Genomic DNA, 26,863 nt, shown 5'->3' with positions numbered 1-26,863 from the left:
AAGAAATAGCGCTTTGTTATGCAAAGAAATAGGGAATGCACAAGAAGATGACAGGTGTTGTGCACGATAAATTAGTAGAAATATGGAATTAAAAAGTTATCAGCGAAAAGTAATTGAGAATTTGGAAGAATACTTGGGTTATGTTCAAGAGCATAAAAGTTTAGCCAAAGCATTTAACCAATATTGGGAAGACAAAATTGGACCTTACAATCCATTGGATGGCACAGGAATGGAATCCTATAAAAATAACATTCCAAATGCAGCCCACGTCTGCGTGAAAGTGCCAACGGCAGGCGGCAAAACTTTTATTGCCGTTAATGCATTGCATAGCATTTTTTCAGCTTACGATTCCGCAAAACCCAAAGCTGTAATTTGGTTAGTACCTTGGAGTAATTTATTACAACAAACGGTAAATACGCTTTCCAATCCAGAACATCCTTATCGTCAAAAACTGAATTCCCTTTTTAATAACCGAGTTGAAATTTATCAAAAAGCAGATTTATTACAGGGTTCAAACTTCAATCCAACAGTTGTCAGAGACCAGTTGAGTATTTTTGTAATGAGTTTTGCCAGTTTAAGAGCAAACAACAAAGAAGATAGAAAGGTATTTCAAGAAAATGGACAGTTGGAAGCCTTTGTGTCCCAATACAAAAACAGCGAGCATATTCTGAGTGGTGTAGATGATACAGCGTTAATTAATGTGTTGCGTTACCTCAATCCTGTCTTGGTAGTGGATGAAAGCCACAACGCAGAAAGTGATTTGAGTGTAGATATGCTCAAAAACTTGAATCCGTCATTCATTTTAGACTTAACAGCTACACCAAAAGCCAATAGCAATATAGTAAGTCTTGTTCCTGCCATTGAACTAAAAAAGGAACATATGGTAAAACTTCCTGTAATCGTGTATAACAACCACGATAAAACGGAAGTAATAAACAATGCTTTGCATTTACAACGAAAATTAGAGAATCTTGCTAAAAAGCAAGAATCCGAAGGCGGTAAATACATTCGTCCGATTGTACTTTTTCAAGCACAACCCAAAACCAAAGACGATAACACAACTTTTGAAAAACTGAAAGAACAATTGTTAGGTTTAGGTATTCCAGAAAGTCATATCAAAATCAAAACTGCCAATATTGACGAGTTGAAAGGTATAGATTTAATGAGCAAGGAATGTGAAGTTCGTTACATCATTACCATCAACGCATTAAAAGAAGGTTGGGATTGTCCGTTTGCATACATTTTGGCATCATTAGCAGACAAATCAAGTTCGGTTGATGTAGAACAAATTTTAGGTCGTGTTTTACGACAGCCTTATGTTCAAAAGCATAAATCATTTCAATTAAACCTTTCTTATGTTCTCACGGCTTCTGCCAAGTTCAACGAAACCTTACAAAGTATTGTAAAAGGGTTACAAGAATCAGGTTTCAGCGAAAAAGATTATCGCAAAGTCGATAAAATGACCGAAGAAGAAAAGAAAACAGTTACAACAGACCCAGTTGAATCTTTTCTTTTCCCAGAACAACAAGTTGAAGAACAAGATGAAACGATAGACAAAAATAGAGTAACGTTTGACCCAAATGTAGACGAAGAAGAAACGGTAACAACTTCGGTAATTACAGAAATTGAAACCATTGCAGAAGAACAAAACCGAAAATTAGAGGAACAAATAAAAGAACAGGAAAAACAACCTGTTTACTCAACTATATTTCAAGAAATGGGTACAAAAGTAAAACGTTATAAAGTTAAGGATTCCAATAAGGATTTCATTGACAAAATTGAGTTTCCGCAATTCTTCATTAAAGTAACAGCAAGCGACATTTTCGGCACAGAAGAAGAATTTCTTAATCGTGAATCCTTGCTAAAAGATTTTAAACTTTCAGACGAAGACATCAAAATTGACTTTGACCAGATTTCGTCTGACTTATACAAAATAGACTTAGAAGAATCTAAAAAGAACGAATACAGACCATCTTTTACCAAAATTGAAGATAGTATGGTAAAAGACCCAATCGCAGAATACATTTTAGCTAAACCTAAAGACAATCAAATAACAGACATCACACATCAAATGATGCAGATTATAGGAAATATGTACCCAATTCCCGACCAAGAAATTAAGGTTTATATTGGACGTATTTTGAAAAGTATGAACACCGAACAACTTCGAGATATACTGGTAAGGAAATGGAGCTATACGGATAAAATAAAAGGTAAAATCCGCCAATTGTCTGACTCGTATGCAGAAGGTCGTTTTATGGACTTACTAAAATCTAAAAAAATAAACACCAAAGCAAATTGGAAATTAGGCAACGAAATTGTGCCAGGTAATACAGGTTCATCCATTGGAAATTCACTTTACGAAAGAGAAGGCTCAATGAATGGATTTGAAGAACGAGTTGCAATGGAAATCGGAACTTCCTCTAATGTTGCATTTTGGCATAGAAACCTAGAACGTGGTAAAGGATTTTACATCAACGGATTTAAAGCCAACCACTACCCTGATTTTATAATGCAGACAAAATCGGGAAAGACGATTTTAATAGAAACCAAAGGAGACCATTTAGACGGTTCAGACAGTGAGGCAAAATGCAGATTAGGTAACGAATGGGAACGACAAGCAGGACAAGAATTTGCCTATTTTATGGTATTTGACAAGAAAGAAATTAAAGGAGCATACACGTTGGACAAAGCAAAGGAATTGATAAGTAAAATGTAAAACTTAAACTTTTATAAGTCTCTATTTCTTTTGCTAACTTAAAACCTAGCTAGTGAGGGCGTCAAGTTCGTACCCAACTAGCGCAAACACCCCACTCCTACTCAAAAAAAATATCTTTTAAAATATAAAAATAACGACATTACTATTTCAGCAATTGATTAAATTTACCTTCACGAGCAAGGCGCTTGCGCTCCCCTTGGATAATCCAAGAGGTGCTGCGAAAAGTGTCATCACATATAAATAAAAATAGGAATCAACATATTTTTTTAGTCTAAATGAAATCATTTTATTATTGCATTGCACTCACTTTTATTTTTTCATTCCATACCCTAAGCCATGGTCAAGACAGTTTATATACCAAAACTATTCCCTTAAACCAACTAAACAGTTTGCAGCGCAAACAAGGTCATTGGCAATTGCACAACCCACAAGTGGGTACAACCTTGCATTGCGAATTTGCCAATGATACGGTTGTAGGGAACATCAGCATTCGCAAAAATGATAAGCTCATCCTTACCCTTACCAAACCCAATGGACCTGTACGCTCATTTATTGCGTATTATGAAAAGGATACCTTACAAGGGCAGTTTACCATTATGGATAGCAAACTTACGGTGACCAACCAAAAGGAAGAAGTCTTTAGCGACCCTATTGCTACTTGGCTGCATATACACAGTAGTTTTCCGCCACAATACCCAACAGGTGAAGTGGGAATTCAACAACACATTACCAATTTTGCGAATAATTATGTAAGCTTCCCCAAAATTCGGCCATTTAAAAATAGAATTCGACAAGCGACGAAGGAGCGCGTTCAGTAAAAATTATTAAATTTAAAGCCGAAAACTTATGAAGACAACCCAATTTACCGAAAACCAGATTGTTGCCATGTTAAAACAACAAGAGCAAGGAGTTAAAGTTACCGATATTGCCAGAGCCAATGGTATATCCGACAAAACGTTTTATCGTTGGAAAAGCAAATATGGAGGTATGGATGCCACAGAACTAAAACGCATAAAAGAACTAGAAGCAGAGAATTCAAAGCTCAAAAGAATGTATGCCGATTTAGCACTGATGAATCAAGCATTAAAAGATGTGATTGAAAAAAAGCTTTAACGCTTTGCGAGAAAAAAGAACTAGTCACTTACATCACAAGTAATTATGCTATAAGTGAACGTAAAGCGTGTAAAATAGTCACAGTTCCTAGAAGTAGCTTCAGTTACAAGGCGGTTGTTAAGCAAGATGATGTATTTATAAAACAACTTGATTTGCTGGTACAAAAACATGTAACCATTGGTTTTTGGCAAAGTTATCATCGCATACGAAAGTCAGGAACTCTTGTTAATCACAAAAAATTATATCGCATTTATACATCCATGAAATTAAATATAAGAAGACGTTCCAAGAAAAGATTACCTGCAAGAGTCAAACAACAACTATTTCAGCCAACGCAAATGAACGAAGTTTGGAGTATTGATTTTATGAGTGATTCTCTGTGGAATGGTAGAAGAATCCGATTATTAAACGTTATAGATGATTATAATAGAGAAGTATTGATGATTGAAACAGATACCTCATTACCAACACTAAGAGTTATTAGATGCTTAGCCCAAATAGGCGAACGTAGAGGATTACCAAAAATGATTAGGGTTGATAATGGTCCCGAATTTATAAGTGCAAAACTCGATAGTTGGTGCAAAGAAAATGAGATTAAACTCATATTTATCCAACCAGGAGAACCAACACAAAATGCTTTTATTGAAAGATTAAACGGGACTTTTAGAAGAGATATACTCAATGCTTACGTGTTTAAATCTATCCAAGAAGTAAAAGATATAAGCCAAGAGTGGATAAACGATTATAATTACAATAGACCACATAAATCACTTAAAAATAAATCACCAATTGAATACAGATTAAATGAATAAAATTCTATTTTTGAATGGATCGAATTTAAGGGAAGCTTACACCACCACGTAAAACAAACCTCAACCCCCAAAGCCATGTCACAGCGCTTTGATGCCGAAATAGCATCGGGTTCGTTGTTTGTTCCTCAAGAACAACTCAATGGGTTTAGCTTTCCGTTGTTGCCTGTGATTACCCAACAAGACCCTTCGTTGATTCAGTCTTTTGCTTGGGGCTTGATCCCTGGATGGGCAAAAAACGAGGATATCAAAAAAATGACCTTGAATGCCAAAATAGAAACCTTGCACGAAAAACCTGCTTTTAAAGACGTGCTTACCCAACGTTGTTTGGTCATCGCCAATGGTTTTTACGAATGGCAATGGCTAGATAGCAAAGGGAAAAACAAGGTGAAATATGAAATTGGCCTAGAAAACGAAGCCCTATTTGCCTTTGCGGGTTTGTACTCGCATTGGGTTGATGCGCACACAGGTACGCTCAAAAGCACGTGTACCATAATTACCACAGCTGCCAACGAATTGATGGCGAGCATACACAACATCAAAAAAAGAATGCCTGTTATTTTGCAGCCAAAAGACGAGCAGGCATGGCTACACCAAGCTTCTATTACTGGCTTTGCGTATCCGTATCAAGTGCCGCTGGTTGCCAAAGCTATGAACGAACATTACCGATTGTTTTGATTATAGGAGTTTTGCCATAGCAGCTTTGATGATGGTGACATTTTTTTCGCTGTTCGACTTGTTCAATCGTTGTTGCTCTTGAATCATCGTACGCATTAAGTTGATGACTACTTTATCAAAACTAAATTGTTGGTACTGCTTGCCTTTCACCACCATATCATCTACCACGTTCTGAATGGCTTCGGTATTGTTGCTTTCGGTGATTTGTTTAAAGGCTTTTTGAAACAAGTTTTTTGTAGCATCATCGCCCGTTAAAAACATGCCCGATAAGACGTTTTTGGCCACAAAAGGCAATTCAGATTCGTCATTTTCTTCGATAAAAATACGTGTTAAGGGTGTAGCTAAAATCTGACGCACTTCGTCTGGCAATTGTTTCGATTTGGCAATTGCTGCGGGTTTGTCCACATAATACATAGACACCAAAGCTTTGCCCAACACCGAATACGACTGGCTTTCTAAGGCTTTTAAAAAGATGGGTTTCAACTCAGGGTCTGTCAATTTGCCTAAGGTGTGAATGGCTTCTGCTTGTACCAAAGTTTTAGGGTCGTTATTTGCCATTTTCATGATTTTTTGAATGGCATCCTTTTTCGCAAATTTGTTGATCAAATCGATTTGTTGCAATGCTAAAATTCTGATTTTATAGGCATCATCATCCAAAGCATTGACGATGGCATCAAACGCATTTTTGTCTTCTTGTCTTTTGGCAACTTGTAACAAAGCTTCTCTTCTGTGTTCAAAATTATCGGCTTTGCGCAGTTGAAATATATAATCATTCAACACTTTATTTTCGGTGATGTCGCATAGCAACACGCCATCCGCATTTACCTGAATCAAGTTGGGTTGAGTTTGATACGGAAAAGTAAAAGACGCATCTTTTCCACTTACAAACACCTGATGTCTTTTACGCGCATTGCCCTCAAAAATATCAATAGCTAATGGAAACTGAAACGTATCTGCTTGCAATTGCAACACATTTACAGTGACTGTTTTGCGCAAGGTATTGTAATCGTACGAAATCTCTAAACTAGGATGCGCTGCCCCATAATACCATTGATTGAAAAACCAATTGAGGTCTTTGCCGGTAATTTTCTCGAAAATCAATCGCAATTGATGTACCTCTGTAGCTTGGTATTGATACTCGGTTAAATAGGTTTGCAAGCCTAAGAAAAAAGCCTCATCCCCCACATATTTTCGCAACATGTGTAAAATAGCACCCCCTTTGTTATAGCTGATTTCATCGAACATGTCTTCTTTATCAGCATAGTCAAAACGCACCAATTTTTTATCGATATTTTGTCCGTCTTTATACGCACTCACTTGCTCGTAAAGATGCATTTCAGCATCGGTTTTGCCGTATTTGTATTCGCGCCACAAATATTCGCTGTAATTCGCAAACGATTCGTTGAGGGTAAGGTTGCTCCAACTTTCTGAAGTTACCAAATTGCCAAACCAATGATGAAATAGTTCGTGAGCAATGGTATTTTCATGAATGTTTTCATCAATCAATTGTCCCGGTTTTTGGTAGGCTTGGTCACCATGCACTACAGCAGTGGTGTTTTCCATAGCTCCCGAAACGTAATCTCTCACCACCATTTGGCTGTATTTTGCCCACGGATACTTTACCCCTAATTTGCTCTCGAAAAAGCCTATCATTTCGGGTGTCAATCCAAAAATCGCTTTGGCATAAGGCGCATATTCTTTTTCAACATAATAATCTACGGAGATATTTTTATAAGCATCTTTAATGATTTCGAACTCACCAATTCCCATAAAAAACAGGTAGGGCGCGTGCTTTTGATCCATTTTCCAATAATCCGTACGAAGATTGCCTTTTTTGGTTTGATTTACTAAAATTCCGTTTGATAGCGTAACATATTCATTGGGCACTGTAATGTAGATTTCTTGGGTAGTTTTTTGGTTGGGTGCATCAATCGTTGGAAACCAACAGCTACTCGCTTCAGTTTCACCCTGTGTCCAGATTTGTTTGGGTTTGTTTTTGTTCAATCCGTCAGGATTTATAAAATACAACCCTTTGGCATCTGTAATGGCACTACTGCCCTTTTGATACACTTTTTCAGGTTGTGCTGTGTATTTGATGTACAGGGTAAATTCTTCGTCTTTTTGATAAGTTTTAGGAAGTTGAATCGTTAGTTTTAGATTGTCATCATAGGAAAAAGGCAATGGTTTTTGGTTCATTTTTACTTCGTGAATCAGCATGGCTTTGGCATCTAAGGTGATGCTTTTGCTGCTGTAAAAATGAGGTTTTGCGGTAATCCAAGCTTCGCCATTCATGGTTTTAGCCGCAAAATTGAAATCGACATTTAGTTTGGTATGCACCAAATTGTAGATTTTTTCTCTTTCAGGTTGATAAGTAGGATTTTGAGCACTTAAAAATTGTTGCACACAAAGCAGCGCTGCAAAAAAGAGGTTAGAAAACTTCATAAGTCATTTTAATATTCTACGGGTCAAAAATAACAAAATACATGCCAGTTGCTGTTAATGCGTCGTTAAATATCCTTGAATTTGTACGTGAGAAAAAGTTTTACAAACGTTCTAGAAGAAAAAAGCCAAGCATCTCAACAGACACTTGGCTTTTGCATAGGTGAACAACTAAATTTTGGTTGCTTAATTTTTAAACATACCGCCAATGCTTTTTACGCTGTTTTCATCCATAGTGATGTTTTGCAGCATATCTAACATTTTTGCAGGATTCATATTTTCGCCCAACAATCTGGCTACCCCAACACCAACCTCATTGCTGTATCCAAAGGCAATTACTTCGTCTAAAGAGTCTGTTTCGCCCGTATAATACACACTGATATTCATGCCTTGCGCTTTCATTTTTCCTAAACTTTTATAGTCTTTGTTGGTGAAAATACGTTTCAAAGTACTTTTCTCTGTTTCATACAAAGCCTGATTTTCGTCGGTTTTAGCCAAGAAGACTACGTTTATTTTTTGCACGCTTTTGATGGTTTCTTTGATTTCGTCTGAAACATCTGCTTTTGCAGAAATCAAAGAACTTACAGGAATATCGCCTGTCATAAAACCTTCTTTTCCGCTAGTTTCTACCAAATATTTTTGAAGCGATTTGTCGTTGTTGCAAGAAGTTGCTAAAAAAACAACTAGCAATAACGAGAGGATGGTGCTTGATTTGATCATGAGATTGTTGTTTTATTAATTAAAACAAGTAGTTGAATTGATAACACTCAACTACCTGTATTCTAAATTATTATTTCTTTTTTTCGTTTAAAAAAGTATCTGCTAAATTAGACATTTTATTGATATCGATGTTACCCGTTAACGAAACCACCATAGACTCTGAAGCCTTATTGGTTTGTTTGCTAATGCCTTTGATAAACATCAATACTTCGCTTACAAAATCTTTATTGTTAGATGCTTTTACATAAATTTTGATTCGAGAATCATCTTCTTTGATGCGCATCAACTGGGTTAAGTTTTGCTTTTTGATGGCGGTTTCAACCATGGTTTCCATTTTGTTTGCCACCGCTGTTTGATTGGTTGAGAACATTTTAAATTCTTTCAAATCTCTGATCATTTGAAATACTTTCATGCCTTCGTTGTCATCAATTTTTACATTTTTAAACTTCGAAATCAATTCGAAAGCATCTTTGGTAACAACAACCATATCTACCCCTTCCATGTCTTCTAAAGAATCAAAAAACGACTGAGCATTACTAACGATTGGTGCAAATGCTAATGCAATGAATAAGAATATTTTTTTCATAATTACGATATTTACTTGGTTTTACTTTTTACTTGGTTTAACGTTTACTTGGTTTATTTTTTATTCGGTTACTTTTTGAACGGCTTTTTCGTAGGTGTATAAAGTAGCAACTGCTTGCTCTCCTTTTTGTAGATTGGTTGACAACAATCGCAATCCTTTAGACAACTCTGCAAATAAGCGTTCGGCTTCTTGCCTTTGTTGGTATTCATCGTATTGTTGTTTGCCAACAAATACACTCACTAATAAGGCAATTGAGGCAGCTATAGACATCCAATAGCGATTTTTACGTTGCGATTGCTTGGGTGTTAGCTGAATGGATTTGGTATAACTTTCCTCTTGTGCAGTAGCAAAATAGCTGAAAAGCGGCTGGTATTCTTGCAAGTGAGGAGCAACATTTCCTTGTGCAAAATAGTTTTTAAGGATGGCTTCTTCTTGTAAGGTGGTAGTGCCTTCAAAATATTTCTCTACGATTTTTTCTATGTTAACTGATTCCATAGTTGTGTTTTTTAATGAGTTCTTCACGAATTGTTTTTCTTGCTCTAGACAATGCTACTCTTACTGCGGTGGGTTTCATATCCACCATTTTACCTATTTCTTCCAAATCATATTGTTCTATATCTCGCAATTGAATGATGATTTTTTGTTGATCGGGCAATTGTTCAATGAGTTTATACACTTGGTTTACACTGTCTTCATATTCTAATTTTTTGTCTAACGACGTTTCTTTTGCTTCGTAATTGCTGTGAACTAAGGTAAGGTTACTAGCCTGCTTTGACTTTAATCTGTCGAAACAATAATTTTTAGTCATTGTCATGGCAAAGGCCTCAACATTGTTATAATCAGCGATTTTGTCTTTACTTTTCCACAGTTTAAAAAAAAGTTCTTGCGTTGCATCTTCAGCTTCTTCTGTAGAAACAAGCAATCGTTTTGCCAAACGAAATACTTTGTCTTTAAACGGTAACACTACTTTTAAAAAGTCTGATTGGTTCATTGTTTTGTTTGTTTACTGCTATTTTTTCATCTCGTATAACAGTCGTACATTATCATGACGAGAGAGGAATTGTTTTGTTACAAAGAAAATAAAAATTTAATGCGTTCTTTTAACTTTATATGATGAAAGTTCCTTAATACTTTGATTGAAAAAGTAGCAATACAGCCAAAAGAATAAGAAATATTTTTTTTTAACATCTATTTTTTTTGCTAGATTTGATTTAATCAAATTTAAATTTCTTTTAAACTACTGATAAAGTAGTGAACTTAAATTTTAAAAGTATCATGATAAATCTAGGCACAACATTTACAACTTATATTGGCACTTGAAAAAGGCACTAAAGCATGAAAATGGAAAATACCTGTTTACAGGTAGAAAATATTCAGAAAAAAACTGTAGCTATGAAATATACTTATAAATACCTAATACTATGAAAAAACAACACATAACCATTCTTTTCTTTTTATTGGTTTGTATTGCAAATGCACAAAACAGTAAAAACGATACCATCATTAAAGATGGAAAAGTCTCAATCGGTAAATTCATCAACGGAAAAAAAGAGGGCGCTTGGAAAATTTATTTTGGAAATTCTAAAAAGAATCTAATTCTTCAAGAAGAAGGTACCTATAAAAATGATAAAAAAGACGGCAAGTGGAGTATTTATGAGTCAGGAAAAGTAAGAAAAGTTGAAAATTATAAAGATGACAACTTATATGGAGAAGAAATAACCTATTTTAAAAATGGTAAAATCAGTTCTAAGGGAAGTTATGTGAATGATGAACCCGATGGTCAACACATCACCTATTATGAAAATGGCTTTATACGTACTATTGAAAACTACAAAGTAGGTGTTGAACATGGAAAGTTTATCAATTATTTTGAAAATGGCAAAGTAGAAGTTAGCACAACTTTTGTAAACGGAGTTGAAGATGGTGAATTTATAGAGTATGATGAAGACGGAAAAATCATCAATAAAGGAATTTTTAAAAGTGGAGAAAAGATAGGTAATTGGTTTGAAACAATATTTCAAGAAGCCTATTTTGGAAGTGAAGCTAAAATCATAGAAGCTACAACTGATTATACGAAAATGATTCAGAATTTAAAAATTTATGATACCAATAAAAAATTATTAAAAACAGAAACTCATCAAAACGAAAAAAAAGTTGGTGAATGGTTAGAATATCATAATGGAAACATCATTGCAAGAAGTAATTATCAAAACGGACTTTTACAAGGCAAGTGGGAAAAATACGATTGGAGTACCCTAAAAATAAAAGAAACTGGCTACTACTCGAATGATCAAAAATCGGGATTATGGAAAGTATATGATGATTTTTTCAACCTAAAAGAAACAGGCTCATATTTGAATGGGAAAAAAAATGGAGAATGGACAAATTATTACACAAATATTTATTCGAAAAAACATTTTATAAGTACCAAAGAGAATTATTTAGAAGGGAAATTACATGGCAAAAAATATCATTACAATGACAACCAAACTTATAAATACGAAGAATTTAATAACGGCAATTTAGTACTAACCTATTACAATGGTATTGAACCAATGTATGAGAATGGGAAAAATATCGGTGAACGCCATTGGAAAAATAATATACTTGAAAAGACTTTAAAATATGTAATTAAGGATAATACCATTGTTGATTATGAGATTTGGAAAGATGGTAAATACCTTGGTCTTCAAAGTAACCAACATTATAAAGTTCATTTTAGAAATAAATGTACAAGTACAGTATCAATATTGGTTAGGTATAGAGATGATTCAAATAATTGGATAACTGAAGCATGGTATAATATAAAACCAAATGAAGAAGGGTATCTTTTTGATACTAAAAACACCATTTATTATTATTTTGCAGAAAGTAAAACAGGCATATGGAAAGGTACTGACAATTCAACTATTCATGAAGGAAAAGTATACAATTTGAAACAAAAAGAAATCAAAGACCCTTTAGGAAAAACCTATGTTAATTTAACTTGTAATAATTAATCGTTTTCAAGGAATTTAAATTTTTACCCATGTGTATAACTCACCATTAAATTTAGGTAACAATAATATTCACGAAACCAAAAAGAAGTATTAAAACAAAAAGGTGTGTTTCAAACAATTCTCTGGGTATCTTTTATGGATTACAGAGCGTTGTAAAACACACCTTTTATGCTTTTAAAATGGATGCTTAATTTTTTATCAAGCGTTTCATTACCACACCTTTATCAGTAGTTATTTTTGTCAAATACACTCCTTTAGCCAAAGATTCGATGTTTATTGCAGCACTTTTATAGGTTGTTTTTACCAAAGAACCCAATGTATTGTAAACGGCTACTTTTAAAATTTCGGTAGTGTTGGATTGAATATGTACCAGATTCGTAGCAGGATTTGGATACAACGTGATTTCTTTTTGCAACACTTGATCATCAATACCTAAGGTACTGCAACTTGTGCCTACTTTATAAGAAATGTATTTGGTCACTGCCAAACCACCTGCAAACGCAAATTTACAAGCATAACTAATGGTTTCTCCGTCTGCAACCCCACTAATGGTTTTGGTAAATATCAACCCAGAAACATTGTCCATTTGCACTTCACCAAAAGGCGATTGTTTCCACAAATAAGCGACTACTCCTGCTCTATTGGTATCTAACAACTGAAAGGTAATTTTTACGGTATTCCCTACAGTTTCAAAAGTAGCTTTATAGCCTGTTGAAAAACTACCTTGTTGTGCCACATTCGAAGTTTCTTCGCATTTTTTTACCTCCTGAACTGAAACGGCAATAATTTGCGATTCAGCGGTAGCCCCTTCATTATCAGTGGCTACTGCTTTTAACGAATGATTTCCCACACTAGCATTATTCCAAACATAACTAAAAGGCGAACTGGTATCTTCTCCTAATTTGGTTGCCCCATCAAAAAATTCCACTTTTGCAATGCTTCCATCCAAATCATTGGCAGAAGCTGTAATGGTAATCGCAGTTCCTTGAGAAAAAGAACTGTTATTACTTGGAGAAGTAATGTTTACGGTAGGCACAGCATTGGATGTTTCTTGAACAATTACCAAAACTTCGCTAAAGGATTCGTACGTACCATCACTCACTGTTACTTTACATTTGTAAATCCCTTTTTCTAAATTCCCAATCGCAGTTGCTGCTGCTGCTGCATCTGTAAAACTGATTACTGAAGGACCATAAATTTGTTCCCAAGCATAGGTAAGTGATTTATTCTCAGGATGTGAACTTGCAGACGCATCTAAAGTAGCCGTGGTAGCTGGTAAAATTACCACCACAGTATTACCCGCATTTGCAACGGGAGTTGAATACCCTAAAGGAGCTGCATAGCTAAAGGTTAGTTTTCCTAGATTGAATTCACCACTCGTAATTACCAAACGAAGGATGTGTTTTCCTTGCGTAAATTCGATATTATTTACCACTTTAGTTGCCCAAGTACTCCAATTTCCTGTAGAGGCAACAGAGAAATCAGCACTGATTTTCTTTCCATCGATTTCAAAATAAAATGGCCCTCCTCCATTAGAATTTCCTGAAGTATATCTAAAACTCAAGTCATATTTTCCTGCAGTTGCAACATCAATCGTATATTCTAGCCACTCACCTGCTGAAAGCCAACCAATGGTTTTGCCTTCTGCACCACTATTAACAGCATCTACATATTCATTGGTTCTGTAATCACCTTCGTTGTTTTGAGAACCATCAACATAAGCAATGTTTTGACCTATACCACCCTCAAATTTATCATAATTACCAGGTTCAATAATTCCGGGAATCGCGAAAGCAACATCCAAATAAGGCAATTGTTCTCCAACTTGAATTTTAACAATATTGGTTACCGAAAAATTAGCATCTACATATACTTTGGCATACATGCCATGAATGCCTAAGGTTAAATTTTCGGCTTTGAATTGATAAGGCGCTGTTGTCGTTGAACCTAATAAAGTAGTACCGTCAAAAAACTCGACTTTTGTAATTCCTGTTCCTGTGGTATTTACAGTCAAATCAACACTACCATTGGCAAAAGCCTGTGTAAAACTCGCTGAAATTTCGCCTGTTGCAGCTGCATCTCTATTGGTTGCCATTTGACGTGCAGGCACTAAAAGTTGAAATCCGTCAGAAAAAGTTACTGTTTTTGGCGCATTTGAATAGTTATGAGCCACATAGGTTTTTACCCCATTTTTTACAAATACAGCAGCAATAGGTTCGTTGGCAGTAATACTGGCATCAACAGTACCCATGGCATTCATACTGTGCAACCAATGATAGGTTTGCGCATCTGAAATTCCGAATTTTAAATTTCTGTCAGGATATGCGTCATACATATCAATAGCAGCTTGTGGATTGATAAATGATAAATATTTCCAATAGGTATCATGCCATAAATTCGGATTCACTTGATTGCCAATAATGCCTGTATTTTGCGTGATTTCATTCCATAATTTGGTGGCATAAGCTACATTATGTCCTAAATACAAAGAACCACCGTGAATTGGGTACATTTCAATTCCGTATGAAGCAGCAATATCTGCTGTCCAAAAAGTACCATTGTCATACGAATTTCCCCAAACTCTAGAAACCAAACTATAATTTTGTTCTTGTCTAAAATTACGTTCGTACATGTCAAACCAATATTCTTCAATCGCGGTTTGTTCGGTGGTATAAATATAAATTCCTAAATCTGTGATTTCTTGATTGTTGGTAATGCGTCCCCAATGAATCAAAGAAGAAGCAAATTGCATACTTTCGGAAGTAGATTCTTGGTCATTTCCTTGAGGAAACGTTGCAAATCCATTTGCCCAACTGTGCCCTGCATAGGGACTAAAATTTCGTAAAAACGGAAACTTATCATCATTTCTATCAGATGAAGCTGCATCACGAACCAATAAATTGATCATATCTCCCCATTGCGCAGCCCAACCAGGTTCAAATTGCTCCATAAAAGCAGCCGCATGAATAAAATATCCCCAATGAAAATGGTGGTCATTGATGTTGGTATCTTGTCCATGACCTGAAGGATACCCTAATAAGGCAGACCACGTATTATTGTAATAAAACAAAAACGCTTTTTCACCAGATTGATACGACAACCAATTTTCTAAACGCTGTTTTACAGTAGCAATCATTTTGTTACGTGCTGTAACATTGCCCATTTGATCTGCAATTCGCGCGGTTTGAATCAAACGATTCATCACTTGCCCTTCGTTGTAAGAATCTGTCCAATCAGACAAACCATCATTTTCGATACTTGCAATTTTGGCATCCAAATCAGCAGGATTGAAACCTTGACTGTAATTTGATAAATAGGGTAAAGTTGGTAAAATTCCTTTAAAAGTATTTTCTACAGAAAAGGCATTACCTTTCATTGTTTTTAAAGCACCTCTTACAGAACTATAGGTGTATTTTGTAGGCACAGGAGAACTTGGTGCTAAATTATTCCAATGATGAGGTAATAATCCTAAAAGCATTTCTGTTTCTGAACCTTCTTTTACATCAGTTGTGATGGTAAAATTCGTGGTAACTTTTGATGTTGACGGATTAAAATTCCAAGTTGTAACCGTATTTGTTGGGAACACATAGGCATATTGTTTGTATTCTTGCGCTACTGAACTCACATTAGAGATTGACTGTGGCAACATGGCCATAGACCAATAGGTTTTTCCGTTTAAGGTTGATGTATATACATTTCCTGATTTGATCCAAGTACTTCCAACAGGCGCATAAAACACAAAATCAGCACCAGCAGCTGCGTTTTCAATGATCAATAATTCGTTATTGATAGTTGCTGTTCCTGAATTCACTTTAATTTCAGCAATATCATCAGCATCTTTTTCGAAATATACAAAAGGCATTCCAATTCCTGATGTTGCTTTTAATTCGTGCGTAGCATCTTTCCAATTCATGGTTACTGTCCAATCAGAATAATCAGAAACCGTTGTTTGTGTTGTTGCCAAACCAGTAACTTTTACTTCAATGGGAGCAGAATCACCTATAGGACCCCAAGGAATATAGGTTACAATCAACCCGTTATTAGTGGTTTTCATGGTCATAGGATAATTGAATAAATTATCTGCATGATTTTCTTTTACCAATTTAGACCACCAATCGTTGGTTGGTACAGGTTTGCCAATTGCATTGCCACTTAGTTGCGGAGTACCAGAAGGAAATCCGTTTCTGCCTGCAGCATCTGTGCCCGGAAAAGCATTGGTATAACTACCATTACCAACTGTTGTGGTTTGAGAATAAAGTTGGATTGAAAATCCTAAAAGTAAAATTTGAAAGACTGTGTAGATTTTTGTTAAGCGCATGTATGATTATTTTTGGCTAAACTAATCCTTTAGATGGTATGATTTAGGAAAATCACCAATACAAAACCAATACACTTAAAAGATAAAACCAATACACATAAAAAAACTGCTACAAAATGCAGCAGTTTAAAAATAATTTCTGATGATGTTGCTACTACTCAAACTTAGTATCGAATTTTATATAGTCTAAAAACTCTCTTTTGGTTTCTTTCTCTTTGAATTTTCCTCCAAATTCAGCAGTCACAGTACTACTTTCTATGTCTTTTATGCCTCTTGAATTGACACATAAATGTTTGGCATCAATGACACAAGCTACATCTTGTGTACCCAAAGCTTCTTGCATGGCTTGTACCACTTGCATCGTTAAACGCTCTTGTACTTGAGGTCTTTTGGCAAAATATTCTACGATTCGATTCATTTTTGACAAACCAATTACTTTTCCATTAGAAATGTAGGCTACATGAGCACGTCCAATAATCGGCAGTAAATGATGTTCGCAAGTTGAATACACTACAATGTTTTTTTCAACTAACATTTCACCATAATTGTAATTGTTTTGGAATGTAGAAGGTTTCGGTTTGTTTTTAGGATTCAATCCCATAAACAACTCATTTACAAAGGCTTTTGCTACTCTTTTTGGAGTTCCTTGCAAGCTATCATCTGTCAAATCCATGCCTAAAGTGAGTAAAATATCTTTTACACTTTCTTGAATTCGATCTATTTTTTCTTGGTCAGAAAGTACAAAGGCATCCGCTCTTAGTGGAGTTGTTGCTGAAGTACCAATGTGATTTTCTCCTATTTCGTTGATGGTTTCGTCGTTCATGTTGGTTTGTAATTCAAACATTGTTGCTAATTGATTTGCAAATTTACTGCTTTATTTGTTTTCTACAGCATTAAATAATTCAGACAAATTGAGCATTTTTTGTTCTCCAGAAACCATATTCTTTACAGTATAGGTTTGTTGTTGTACTTCTTCTGAACCCACAATGACTACAAATGGGATTTCGCGTTTGTCAGCATAATTGAATTGTTTCTTCATTTTGGCTGCTTCTGGATACAACTCAGCTTTGATATTTTTTGCTCTCAACAAACTAATGGCTTTTAAAGAATACAAGGCTTCTGTTGCTCCTAAATTCACAAACAAAACGGTTGGTTTTGGCAAGGCAACTTTCTGGAACAAATTCAATTCTTCCAACACCAAATAAATACGATCCAATCCAAAGGAAATTCCGACTCCAGAAACATCTTTCAAACCAAAAATGCCAGTTAAATCATCATACCTTCCTCCACCACCAATAGAACCCATGCTCACGGTTTTTGGAGCAGCCACTTCAAAAATTGCGCCTGTGTAATAATTTAGACCTCTTGCCAAGGTTACATCAATCTCTAAATTGGCTGTTTGCAATCCTAACTCTTGGGTATTTTCAATGATAAAGCGCAATTCGTCAACGCCTTTTTTACCTTCAACTGAAGATTCTAATAAACCTTGTAATGCATTTAATTTCTGTGAATTATCTCCCGAAAAATAAAACAAAGGCTGTGCTTTTTCAATAGCCTCTTTGGTAATGCCTTTGGATAGCATTTCTGTTTCAACACCTTCTTTGCCAATTTTATCTAGTTTGTCTAAAGCAACCGTAAAATCAATCAATTTGTCTGATGCACCAATCACCTCTGCAATTCCAGAAAGTATTTTTCGATTGTTGATTTTAATGGTAGTTCCTTGCAATCCTAATTTGGTAAAAACGGTATCATACAACTGGATAAATTCCACTTCTTGCCACAATGAATCGCTACCCACCACATCAGCATCACATTGATAAAACTCTCTAAAGCGCCCTTTTTGAGGACGATCTGCTCTCCAAACAGGTTGAATTTGATAGCGTTTGAAAGGAAATGTAATATCATTTTGATGCTGCACCACATATCTTGCAAAAGGTACTGTAAGGTCGTAACGTAATGCTTTTTCGGAGATTTGTGAGGTTAATAAATTGCTATTTCTAGTCGTTAATAACTGCTCATCTGCTTTTTCTAAATAATCCCCAGAATTCAAAATTTTAAAAATCAATCTATCTCCTTCTTCTCCGTATTTTCCCATCAATGTTGACGAGTTTTCAAAACTGGGTGTTTCAATGGGTTGAAATCCGAAGTTTTCAAATACTGTTTTAATCGTATTGATGATATAGGTTCTGTTGGCTACTTCTGTAGGTGAAAAATCTCTGGTTCCTTTTGGAATGCTTGGTTTCATTGAAGAGTTTTTAGTCTTTAGTTTTAAGTTTTTAGTTGTTAGTAACTAAAATAACCTCAAAAATTAATACATATTTATTATTTACATTAATTCATTACTGCATTAAATCATTGCTTCATTAATCTCGGCAAATATCGCTAAAACATCCTATTTTTCGGATGTTTTTACGGAATTATTTCTTCTTTTTAAAGAATATAAAGACGCATTCAACTCAAAACCTAACAACAAAATGATGGCATTTAGCCACACAAATAACATCAATATTAAAAGCGTTCCAATAGAACCGTATAATTGATTGTATTGTGCGAATTTTTCTACATAAATTCCGAATAAATAAAAGGTAAATAACGAAACTACCGTTGTTAAAATAGCGCCTGCTGAAAAGAATTTCACCTCTTTTCCTTGCTTGGTTCCGTAGCGAAAAAGTAGGGAAACAATCGTGAAAATCATGATTAGAAAAAGGATGTTTTTACCAATATAAAACAGGTTTAAATCAGAGGTATTCAACCAACCTTTCTCATGAATTTTAGCCAAAGCAACTTGGTAAAAAATAGTAAGCGTTACAGTAATAATTAAAAAAAGTGAGAGAAGTAACGATACTCCTAAAGACACAAAATACGACCTAAAAACATTTCGGAATTCTTTAACGTGATACGAATATTCAAATCCCCCAAAAATAGCATTGATGCCATTGGTCATTAAAAAAATGGACAATACAAATCCGAAAGACAACAATCCTCCATACTGATTGTTGAGAATGTCTACCAAGACCATATTTACAGAATCGAAGGTTTTTGGGGGTAAAACATCTTTGATGAAATCAAATAACCCTTCTTGAAAACCATCAATTGGAATGTAAGAAATGAGTGTTAAAATGAACAATAAAAACGGAAAAATAGCCATAAAAAAGCTAAAGGCAATTCCGCCAGCTCTTGAAGTTAACGCACCTTTGATGATGCCAATTCCATACATTTCCATCACATCATACAAAGACATGCCTTCCAATCCAGGAATTTTTATTTTTTGTAGAAAAAGTACCAATTGTTTGATGATTGGTATTTTGCGTAAATTATCTTCAATTTCTTTGCTCATTTTTTTAATAAGTTACAAAGTGGCAAAGTGACAAAGTGGCAAAGATACAGAGTGGCAAAGCTGCATAGAAATACTTTGCATTTTAGTTGTTTTTAAATAATTCATCTGTAAAGTTTTGTAATTTGATTCAAACTTAAGCATCTTTTTTTGTTTTTAACCTCTTTATTAAACTAGAAAGCATTCGTTCAATTTCTCTGGTTGATTTGTATAAATCTTCAAATACAACAATATTGATATAATTTAAATTATATGATATTTCAATTTGAGTTTGCAATTCAAAAAGTGATGACATGGAAATATTTAAAAAACGAATAAAATCATTTAAACCATCTCTGCCAAAACCCTCAGCAATATTACTAGGTATAGAAATTGCACTTCTTCTTATTTGTGAACTTAAACCAAACAATTCTTCTTTAGGATAATCTTTAGAAACCTTATAAATTTCAGTAACTAACAGCATTGATTTTTGCCAAACCAATAATTCTTTAAACGTTTTCATAGCATATTTTAGTAAAGTTTTATTCTTGCAAACTTTGCAACTTTGCTCAATAAACAACAATCCCAAACCCATCCAAAAGCCCCACAACATTTTCTTTGCTAAAAATAGCTCCTTTTAGTACATTTTTATCTGGGCTGATGCTAAAATTATATGACGAACTAAAATCTGCTTTTTGAAGATTTGAACTTTCAAAAATAGCGCTTTTCAAATCACATTGTTCAAAAGTAGCATTTGTGAGTTGGGTTTCAACAAAATCAACAGAAGTTAAATTGCATTTGATAAACTTTGTATGCGACATTTTCAATCGAAAAAATGAAGCAAAAGACATCGTGCACTCTTTAAAATACACTTTGAGTAAAAAAGGATTGCAATCACTGAATTTTACACCTAGCATTTTGCAATTCTCAAATCGGACATCTTTAAAAGCAGTATCTTTTACGATGGCATTGCTAAAATTACAATCGGTAAATTCACACTCAACAAACTCGATATTGGAAGCATGTACATTTTCAAAATTACAATTCACAAATCTACATTGATCATAAATTCCCTTTTTCAAAGGTGTCTTTAAAAAATCAATTTTTAAAAATTCTTGACTTTCTATAAAGTTATTTGACATGTTTCTTTTTTGGTTTCTATTGTTTCTGTTATTAATTTAGTTGATTGCCACTTTGACTCTTTGCCACTTTGAAACTCTGCACCTTTGCCACTCTAAAAAGCTTTCAAACTCAAATCCATATTATACACAGAGTGCGTTAAAGCTCCAGATGAAATATAATCAACGCCACAATCTGCATATTTTCTGATGGTGTTTTCATTGATGCCACCAGAAGATTCTGTCAAACATTTTCCGTTAATCAAATCCACCGCTTTTTTGGTATCTTCAAATGAAAAATTATCAATTAAAATTCGATAAATGCCTTCGTTTTCGAGAATCTCTGAAATTTCATCCAAATTTCTGGCTTCTACAATGATTTTTAAATCGAGATTTTTTTCTTGCAAATAGGTTTTTGTTTTGTTGATTGCTGCTGTAATTCCACCAGCAAAATCAATGTGATTGTCTTTGATCATAATCATATCGTATAAAGCAAACCTGTGATTTTCTCCTCCTCCAATTTTTACAGCCCATTTTTCTAGCGCACGAATTCCTGGAGTGGTTTTTCTGGTATCTAAAATTTTGGTTTTAGTGCCTTTTAATAAATCAACAAAAAAAGCTGTTTTTGTAGCAATGGCACTCATTCGCTGCATGGCATTCAATACCAAACGTTCTGCTTTTAAGATTGCTTGTGAACTTCCTGAAACATAAAAAACAACATCGCCAAAAGCCACTTTTTCTCCATCATTGATAAAAGTGGTCATTTTTAAATCAGCATCCACATAATTAAAAACTTGTTTTGCAAAATCAACTCCAGCAATAATTCCTGAGTCTTTTACCAATAATTTTGCGGTTCCTGTTGCTTCTTTCGGAATGCAAGAAAGTGAACTATGATCGCCTTCACCCACATCTTCTCTAATGGCATTTTCGATAATTAATTGAATTTCTTTTTCAAATTGTGCTTTTGAAATCATGAATTTTTATTTATTGAGGTAAAAATACAAATTCAAACTTCATAATTTGTAATTTTGAGATATGAAAATCAAACTTCTTGCCATTGGAAAAACAGACAACAAAGCGCTACAATCTTTGATGGATGAATACCAACAACGTTTAAAACATTATATCAAATTTGAATTTGAAATTATTCAAGATATCAAAAATGTTAAAAATTTAAGCGAATATCAGCAAAAAGAAAAAGAAGGCGAACTCATTTTAAGTAAAATACAACCTACTGATGATTTGTTATTGTTGGATGAAAATGGATTGGAATTCACCTCAGTAGCTTTTTCAAATTATCTTCAAAAAAAAATGAATGCAGGAACCAAACAACTTGTTTTGGTAATTGGAGGTCCTTACGGTTTTTCTGATGCTGTGTATGCAAAATCTTTAGGGAAAATTTCATTGTCAAAAATGACATTTTCGCATCAAATGATTCGCGTTTTTGTGATAGAGCAATTGTACAGAGCTTTTACCATTTTAAAAAATGAACCTTATCATCATCAGTGAGATAATGATTTAATGAGTTAATGAGTTAATGAGTTAATGAGATAATGTTGTAATGTATTATTTGAAACATTTCAAACAACAGAAAATAAGAAACCCTTAAAATTTTGTTTAGTTTTGCTTTTTAAAATTCGCCCATGAAACTGGTTTTTTCCACCAACAACAATCACAAGTTAAAAGAAGTACAAGAAATGCTTCCGAAATCCATACAATTGGTAAGTTTAAAAGATATTAATTGTACAGAAGATGTTGCTGAAACTGAAACTACTTTACAAGGAAATGCAGCTTTAAAAGCCAATTTTATTACCCAAAATTTTCAACTCGATTGTTTTGCGGATGATACTGGTTTGGAAGTTACTTGTTTAGGTGGGAAACCAGGAGTTTATTCAGCGCGTTTTGCAGGAGAACCATCCAATGCTGAAAAAAACATGGAAAAATTATTGCACGAAATGGCTGGTTTTACGGATAGATCAGCACAATTTAGAACAGTAATTTGCTTGAATTTAGAAGGAAATCAATACTATTTTGAAGGCATTTGCAAAGGCACTATTTTAACCACAAAACAAGGCACAGCAGGCTTTGGATACGATCCTATTTTTCAACCTGAAGGTTTTCAACAATCCTTTGCCGAAATGACTTCTGAAGAAAAAAATAAAATTTCACACAGAGCTTTGGCGATTGAAAAATTGGTGGCCTTTTTAACGAATTATGTGAGTTAAAAAATAATGAACTAAATTTAACTTATTGATTTATAACATTTAATGAACCAACCAAACTACAAAAAACACTTTTTACTATTATCAGTTTTACTGATATTGTTGTTTTTTGCAAACATCAGTTTGGGATCAGTAGCCATTCCTTTTCAAGATATTTTTAGGGTTTTAATAGGAGAAAATAGTTCGAAAGAAAGTTGGGAAATCATCATTTTGAATTTTCGAATTCCGAAAGCAATTACAGCTATTTTGGTTGGCTCAGGATTGTCAGTAAGTGGTTTATTGATGCAAACCTTGTTTCGAAATCCATTAGCAGGGCCCTTTGTGTTGGGCATTTCTTCAGGTGCAAGTTTGGGAGTTGCTTTGTTGTTATTAGGCTCAAGTCTATTTGGAGGATTCTTACTTTCAGAAACATTTACACATTGGTCTTTGCCAATTGCTGCAAGTTTGGGCGCATTTTTAGTATTATCGGCTGTAATTATTACTGCAAATAGCGTAAGAAACACCATGTCAATTTTAATCATAGGATTGATGTTTGGCAGTTTTGCTTCTGCAATTATTAGTGTTTTATCCTATTTTAGTGAGGCAACAAAATTGCAACAATTTCTATTTTGGAGTTTTGGAAGTTTAGGAAATTTAAGTTGGAACGAACTGCTTGTTTTTGGTGTTTTTTATGTAATTGCCATGTGCGGGATTTTTCCAATTTTAAAATCATTAAATAGCTTACTTTTAGGCGAAAACTATGCAAAAAGTTTAGGAATTCCGATTCAAAAAAGCAGAAATATCATTTTAATAATCACCAGTTTACTGACAGGTGTTATCACTGCGTTTTCAGGTCCAATTGCCTTTGTAGGCTTGGCTGTACCTCATTTAGCACGTATGTTTTTTACTACCTCTAATCACAAAATATTAGTGCCAGCAACTGCAGTTATAGGCGCAATTGTTTTGCTAATTTGCGATAGCATTGCGCAATTGCCAACAAGTGAATACACGCTTCCAATCAATGCCATCACCTCACTTTTTGGAGCTCCTATTGTGATTTGGTTACTCATCAGAAAAAAGAAACTTTTTGTGTAAGATGCAACAACAAGACAACAAACATATCTTAGTAACTGAAGATGTATCAATAGGATATACTTCTAAAAAAGCTGTGAAAATTATTGCTAAAAACATTCAATTGCAGTTGAAAAAAGGAACGTTTGTATCTTTATTAGGAAAAAATGGTATTGGAAAATCGACCTTACTAAGAACTTTATCAAACGTACAAAAACCCTTAGAAGGCAATATCTTCATTGATCAAAAAAACGTAACCCAATTTGACAATAATCAATTGGCAACTTGCATCAGTTTGGTACTTACAGAACGATTGCCAGAAAGTCAATTAACTGTTTTTGAATTGGTTGCACTTGGCAGACAACCACATACTAATTGGGTTGATCATTTAACTACTTTTGATATAGAAAAGATAGAAACTGCCATGAAACTCACAGAAATTACTCATTTAGCATCACAACGTTATTATGAATTGAGTGATGGACAATTGCAACGTGTTTTAATTGCAAGAGCACTTGCACAAGATACTCCTTTGATTATTTTAGATGAACCCACAGCACATTTAGACTTGCATCATACCCTACAAATTTTTAGAGTTTTAAAGAAATTGGTTACAGAAACTTCAAAAACCATTTTAATTTCTACACACGAAGTCAATTTAGCTATTAAATTTTCTGATGAAATAGCTTTGATGAATGAAAATTCATTTTACAAAGACACGCCAGAAAAACTGATTGAAAATCATCTTTTTGATGCACTTTTTTCGGATGAAATGATTCATTTTGATCAAAATTTACAGCAATTCGTAATAAAATAAAATTGGGTCACTTTTTGGAAAAATTACTTTTATAACTAACTTTTACAAACTCTTTTTTTAACTAAAAATAACGGATTCATCTCCCCTATTTTTTACTTTTCTGAAAATCAGTATACTTAGATAAAATCTCAAATAATTGAAATATTAAGGGATTAGTAATAATTTAAAAGTATCAAAAATTATTCATATTGAATTTTCACTTTTATTAAAAATAATTTAATTAAAACATATTTTAACTTTCTTAAATTATATTATTCGTAATTTGTAGTAATATATTAAACTATATTAGTAATATTTTAACAGATTAAAACAAGTGTTTTTTTTATCTTTGATGGAGAAAATTTAGCTAACGTAAAGCACTATAATTATGAGAAAATTAGGAATTATTTGTTTGATGTTTTTCGCAGGAAGCGCCTTTGCTCAGCAACGTGTAACTGGGCCTGAGGCTAAAAACACAAACGTGTGGGAATTGAAAAGAACTGCTACAGTTCTAAACATAAAAGGTGTTACAACCCCTCAATTAAAATCTCCAGAGCTTAAAAATTTAAGTATTTGGCAGAGAGCAACAACATCCGATTTAATAGTTACTATCGGAAACCGTAAAATGCATGATTTGCAAGGCCCAAAAAGAAAAAACTTTAATCCTTGGCAAAAATAAAAACCAAAAAGAGTTGCGAAAGCAGCTCTTTTTTATTTTAATGAATTACTAAAAAAAATAGTAATGATTTAATAATAAAATTCAGTTGTTAATAATTTGCGAAATTGAAAAATTCAAACAACAGAAAGCTATAAACAATAGAAACTTTTTTCCTACATTTGAAAACTAATACATAATTTATAAAGATTTCATTTATGAAAAAAATACTCTTTCTTGCTGGCGCTTTAGCAATTTATGCTTGCGGAGCCAACAAAGACACTGCTAAAGACAGCAACGTTGATCAAGCTGCCAAGTATGCATCAACCATTACAGCAAAAGAATTAGGAACCCATCTTTTTACCTACGCTTCAGACGAATTTGAAGGAAGAAATACTGGAGAGCCTGGTCAAAAAAAGGCAGTTGAATACCTAAAAAACTTTTACGTAAGTCAAGGCATTCCCTCACCTATTTCAAGTGATGATTATTTTCAAGAAGTTCCTGCAGATTTTTTAAACAAACGCAAAAGACAAGTTCCTTTAAAAGACTCTGAAAATGTAGTTGCTTTTATCAAAGGTTCAGAAAAACCAGATGAAATTATAGTTATCTCAGCTCATTTAGATCACGAGGGCATCAAAGATGGCGAAATTTACAATGGTGCAGATGATGATGGTTCAGGAACTGTGGCATTGTTAGAAATTGCTCAAGCTTTTCAAATGGCTGTAAAAGCAGGTAAAGGTCCTAAGCGTTCTATTTTGTTTTTACACGTAACTGGTGAAGAAAAAGGTTTATTAGGTTCTCAATATTATACTGATAATCCAATTTTTCCACTAGCAAATACAGTGTGTAATTTGAATATTGATATGGTAGGACGTATTGACGATCGTCATAAAGCAGACCCAAATTATGTTTATTTGATTGGTTCAGACAAATTAAGTACTGAATTGCATACGCTTTCTGAAGAAATCAACAATAAATACACTAAAATAAATTTGGATTATAAATACAATGATGAAAACGATCCAAACCGTTTTTACTATCGTTCTGACCATTATAACTTTGCAAAGCACAATATTCCGATTATTTTCTATTTTAACGGTACACATGCAGATTACCACAGACCAACAGATACTCCTGACAAAATCAACTATGAATTGTTAGAAAACAGAGCGCGTTTGGTATTTCATACTGCTTGGGAAGTTGCCAATAAAGAAACCAGAATTATTGCAGATAAAGCAGTTAAAAAATAAAAGAAAACTTGAATAAGTTTACTTTAACACATTAAAAAAACCGAGTTTTCACTCGGTTTTTTTTTATTTTCATATTCA

23 protein-coding genes are annotated in these 26,863 nt (G+C 34.0%); 11 read left to right on the top strand and 12 right to left on the bottom strand.

Annotated features, from left to right (window positions below; translation table 11 throughout):
- Positions 1–82: 82 nt before the first annotated feature.
- From WHA43_RS01660 to WHA43_RS01645, 4 genes are all read left to right on the top strand, one after another.
- Positions 83–2,719 (top strand): DEAD/DEAH box helicase, encoded by a 2,637-nt coding sequence (locus WHA43_RS01660; RefSeq protein ID WP_105045433.1) that lies wholly within the window; start codon positions 83–85, stop codon positions 2,717–2,719.
- Positions 2,720–2,994: 275 nt separating this feature from the next.
- The gene (locus WHA43_RS01655) at positions 2,995–3,537 is read left to right on the top strand and encodes a hypothetical protein (protein ID WP_226742901.1); all 543 of its coding nucleotides are present in this window, start codon (positions 2,995–2,997) and stop codon (positions 3,535–3,537) included.
- Positions 3,538–3,565: 28 nt separating this feature from the next.
- Positions 3,566–4,644 (top strand): IS3 family transposase gene (locus WHA43_RS01650; protein WP_226742795.1). Its coding sequence is split into 2 segments (ribosomal slippage): positions 3,566–3,827 and positions 3,827–4,644, totalling 1,080 coding nucleotides; the frame shifts between segments, so codons are not numbered across the junction.
- Positions 4,645–4,650: 6 nt separating this feature from the next.
- Entirely contained in the window at positions 4,651–5,319 is a 669-nt protein-coding gene (locus WHA43_RS01645; protein ID WP_340828664.1) for an SOS response-associated peptidase, read from the top strand.
- Here the strand turns inward: WHA43_RS01645 and WHA43_RS01640 are convergent, their stop codons facing one another.
- From WHA43_RS01640 to WHA43_RS01620, 5 genes are all read right to left on the bottom strand, one after another.
- Positions 5,320–7,761, bottom strand: coding sequence for a M1 family metallopeptidase (locus WHA43_RS01640; protein WP_105045431.1), 2,442 nt, complete (start codon positions 7,759–7,761; stop codon positions 5,320–5,322).
- Between the two features lie 183 nt (positions 7,762–7,944).
- Positions 7,945–8,478, bottom strand: coding sequence for a DUF4252 domain-containing protein (locus tag WHA43_RS01635; protein ID WP_105045430.1), 534 nt, complete (start codon positions 8,476–8,478; stop codon positions 7,945–7,947).
- 70 nt (positions 8,479–8,548) lie between these two features.
- Positions 8,549–9,064, bottom strand: a complete 516-nt coding sequence (locus WHA43_RS01630) for a DUF4252 domain-containing protein (RefSeq protein ID WP_105045429.1) — start codon at positions 9,062–9,064, stop codon at positions 8,549–8,551.
- Positions 9,065–9,124: 60 nt separating this feature from the next.
- Positions 9,125–9,559: a hypothetical protein gene (locus tag WHA43_RS01625; protein ID WP_105045428.1), complete on the bottom strand. Its 435-nt coding sequence runs from the start codon at positions 9,557–9,559 to the stop codon at positions 9,125–9,127.
- Positions 9,546–10,055, bottom strand: a complete 510-nt coding sequence (locus tag WHA43_RS01620) for an RNA polymerase sigma factor (protein WP_105045427.1) — start codon at positions 10,053–10,055, stop codon at positions 9,546–9,548. Before WHA43_RS01620 ends, WHA43_RS01625 begins: the two co-directional genes overlap by 14 nt.
- Positions 10,056–10,485: 430 nt before the next feature.
- Here WHA43_RS01620 and WHA43_RS01615 point away from each other — a divergent pair, with 430 nt between their 5' ends.
- Complete coding sequence (locus WHA43_RS01615) at positions 10,486–12,063, top strand: DUF1036 domain-containing protein (RefSeq protein WP_105045426.1); 1,578 nt, start codon at positions 10,486–10,488, stop codon at positions 12,061–12,063.
- A gap of 187 nt (positions 12,064–12,250) precedes the next feature.
- Here WHA43_RS01615 and WHA43_RS01610 read toward each other — a convergent pair whose 3' ends face one another.
- From WHA43_RS01610 to nadC, 7 genes are all read right to left on the bottom strand, one after another.
- Complete coding sequence (locus WHA43_RS01610) at positions 12,251–16,381, bottom strand: glycosyl hydrolase (protein ID WP_105045425.1); 4,131 nt, start codon at positions 16,379–16,381, stop codon at positions 12,251–12,253.
- 154 nt (positions 16,382–16,535) lie between these two features.
- Positions 16,536–17,225, bottom strand: a complete 690-nt coding sequence (gene folE, locus WHA43_RS01605) for a GTP cyclohydrolase I FolE (protein WP_105045424.1) — start codon at positions 17,223–17,225, stop codon at positions 16,536–16,538.
- 30 nt (positions 17,226–17,255) lie between these two features.
- Complete coding sequence (hisS, locus tag WHA43_RS01600; RefSeq protein WP_105045423.1) at positions 17,256–18,626, bottom strand: histidine--tRNA ligase; 1,371 nt, start codon at positions 18,624–18,626, stop codon at positions 17,256–17,258.
- Between the two features lie 147 nt (positions 18,627–18,773).
- Positions 18,774–19,718: a YihY/virulence factor BrkB family protein gene (locus WHA43_RS01595; RefSeq protein WP_105045422.1), complete on the bottom strand. Its 945-nt coding sequence runs from the start codon at positions 19,716–19,718 to the stop codon at positions 18,774–18,776.
- 133 nt (positions 19,719–19,851) lie between these two features.
- Positions 19,852–20,217 carry a four helix bundle protein gene (locus tag WHA43_RS01590; RefSeq protein ID WP_105047247.1) on the bottom strand — a complete coding sequence of 122 codons (366 nt, stop codon included), beginning with the start codon at positions 20,215–20,217 and terminating at the stop codon, positions 19,852–19,854.
- Between the two features lie 46 nt (positions 20,218–20,263).
- Positions 20,264–20,836, bottom strand: coding sequence for a pentapeptide repeat-containing protein (locus WHA43_RS01585; RefSeq protein ID WP_105045421.1), 573 nt, complete (start codon positions 20,834–20,836; stop codon positions 20,264–20,266).
- A 92-nt stretch (positions 20,837–20,928) separates the two neighbouring features.
- On the bottom strand, positions 20,929–21,786 hold the full coding sequence (nadC, locus tag WHA43_RS01580; RefSeq protein WP_105045420.1) for a carboxylating nicotinate-nucleotide diphosphorylase: 858 nt from the start codon (positions 21,784–21,786) through the stop codon (positions 20,929–20,931).
- Positions 21,787–21,847: 61 nt separating this feature from the next.
- Between nadC and rlmH the strand changes: the two genes are divergently transcribed.
- The 6 genes from rlmH to WHA43_RS01550 all read left to right on the top strand — a co-directional run bounded on the left by rlmH (position 21,848) and on the right by WHA43_RS01550 (position 26,785).
- Positions 21,848–22,321, top strand: coding sequence for a 23S rRNA (pseudouridine(1915)-N(3))-methyltransferase RlmH (gene rlmH, locus WHA43_RS01575; RefSeq protein ID WP_105045419.1), 474 nt, complete (start codon positions 21,848–21,850; stop codon positions 22,319–22,321).
- A gap of 134 nt (positions 22,322–22,455) precedes the next feature.
- Complete coding sequence (locus tag WHA43_RS01570) at positions 22,456–23,037, top strand: non-canonical purine NTP diphosphatase (RefSeq protein WP_105045418.1); 582 nt, start codon at positions 22,456–22,458, stop codon at positions 23,035–23,037.
- A gap of 42 nt (positions 23,038–23,079) precedes the next feature.
- Positions 23,080–24,108: a FecCD family ABC transporter permease gene (locus WHA43_RS01565; protein WP_105045417.1), complete on the top strand. Its 1,029-nt coding sequence runs from the start codon at positions 23,080–23,082 to the stop codon at positions 24,106–24,108.
- Position 24,109: 1 nt separating this feature from the next.
- A complete protein-coding gene (locus WHA43_RS01560) occupies positions 24,110–24,901 on the top strand; it encodes an ABC transporter ATP-binding protein (RefSeq protein WP_105045416.1) in 792 nt (263 codons plus the stop codon).
- 367 nt (positions 24,902–25,268) lie between these two features.
- Positions 25,269–25,559: a hypothetical protein gene (locus WHA43_RS01555; protein WP_105045415.1), complete on the top strand. Its 291-nt coding sequence runs from the start codon at positions 25,269–25,271 to the stop codon at positions 25,557–25,559.
- 194 nt (positions 25,560–25,753) lie between these two features.
- On the top strand, positions 25,754–26,785 hold the full coding sequence (locus tag WHA43_RS01550) for a M28 family metallopeptidase (protein ID WP_105045414.1): 1,032 nt from the start codon (positions 25,754–25,756) through the stop codon (positions 26,783–26,785).
- Positions 26,786–26,863 lie beyond the last annotated feature (78 nt).

It is taken from the genome of Polaribacter gangjinensis (assembly GCF_038024125.1).
Classification (GTDB): Bacteria; Bacteroidota; Bacteroidia; order Flavobacteriales; family Flavobacteriaceae; genus Polaribacter; species Polaribacter gangjinensis.
The sequence above is the reverse complement of the archived record's forward strand: the minus strand, read 5'-3'. Positions and strand labels throughout refer to the sequence as shown.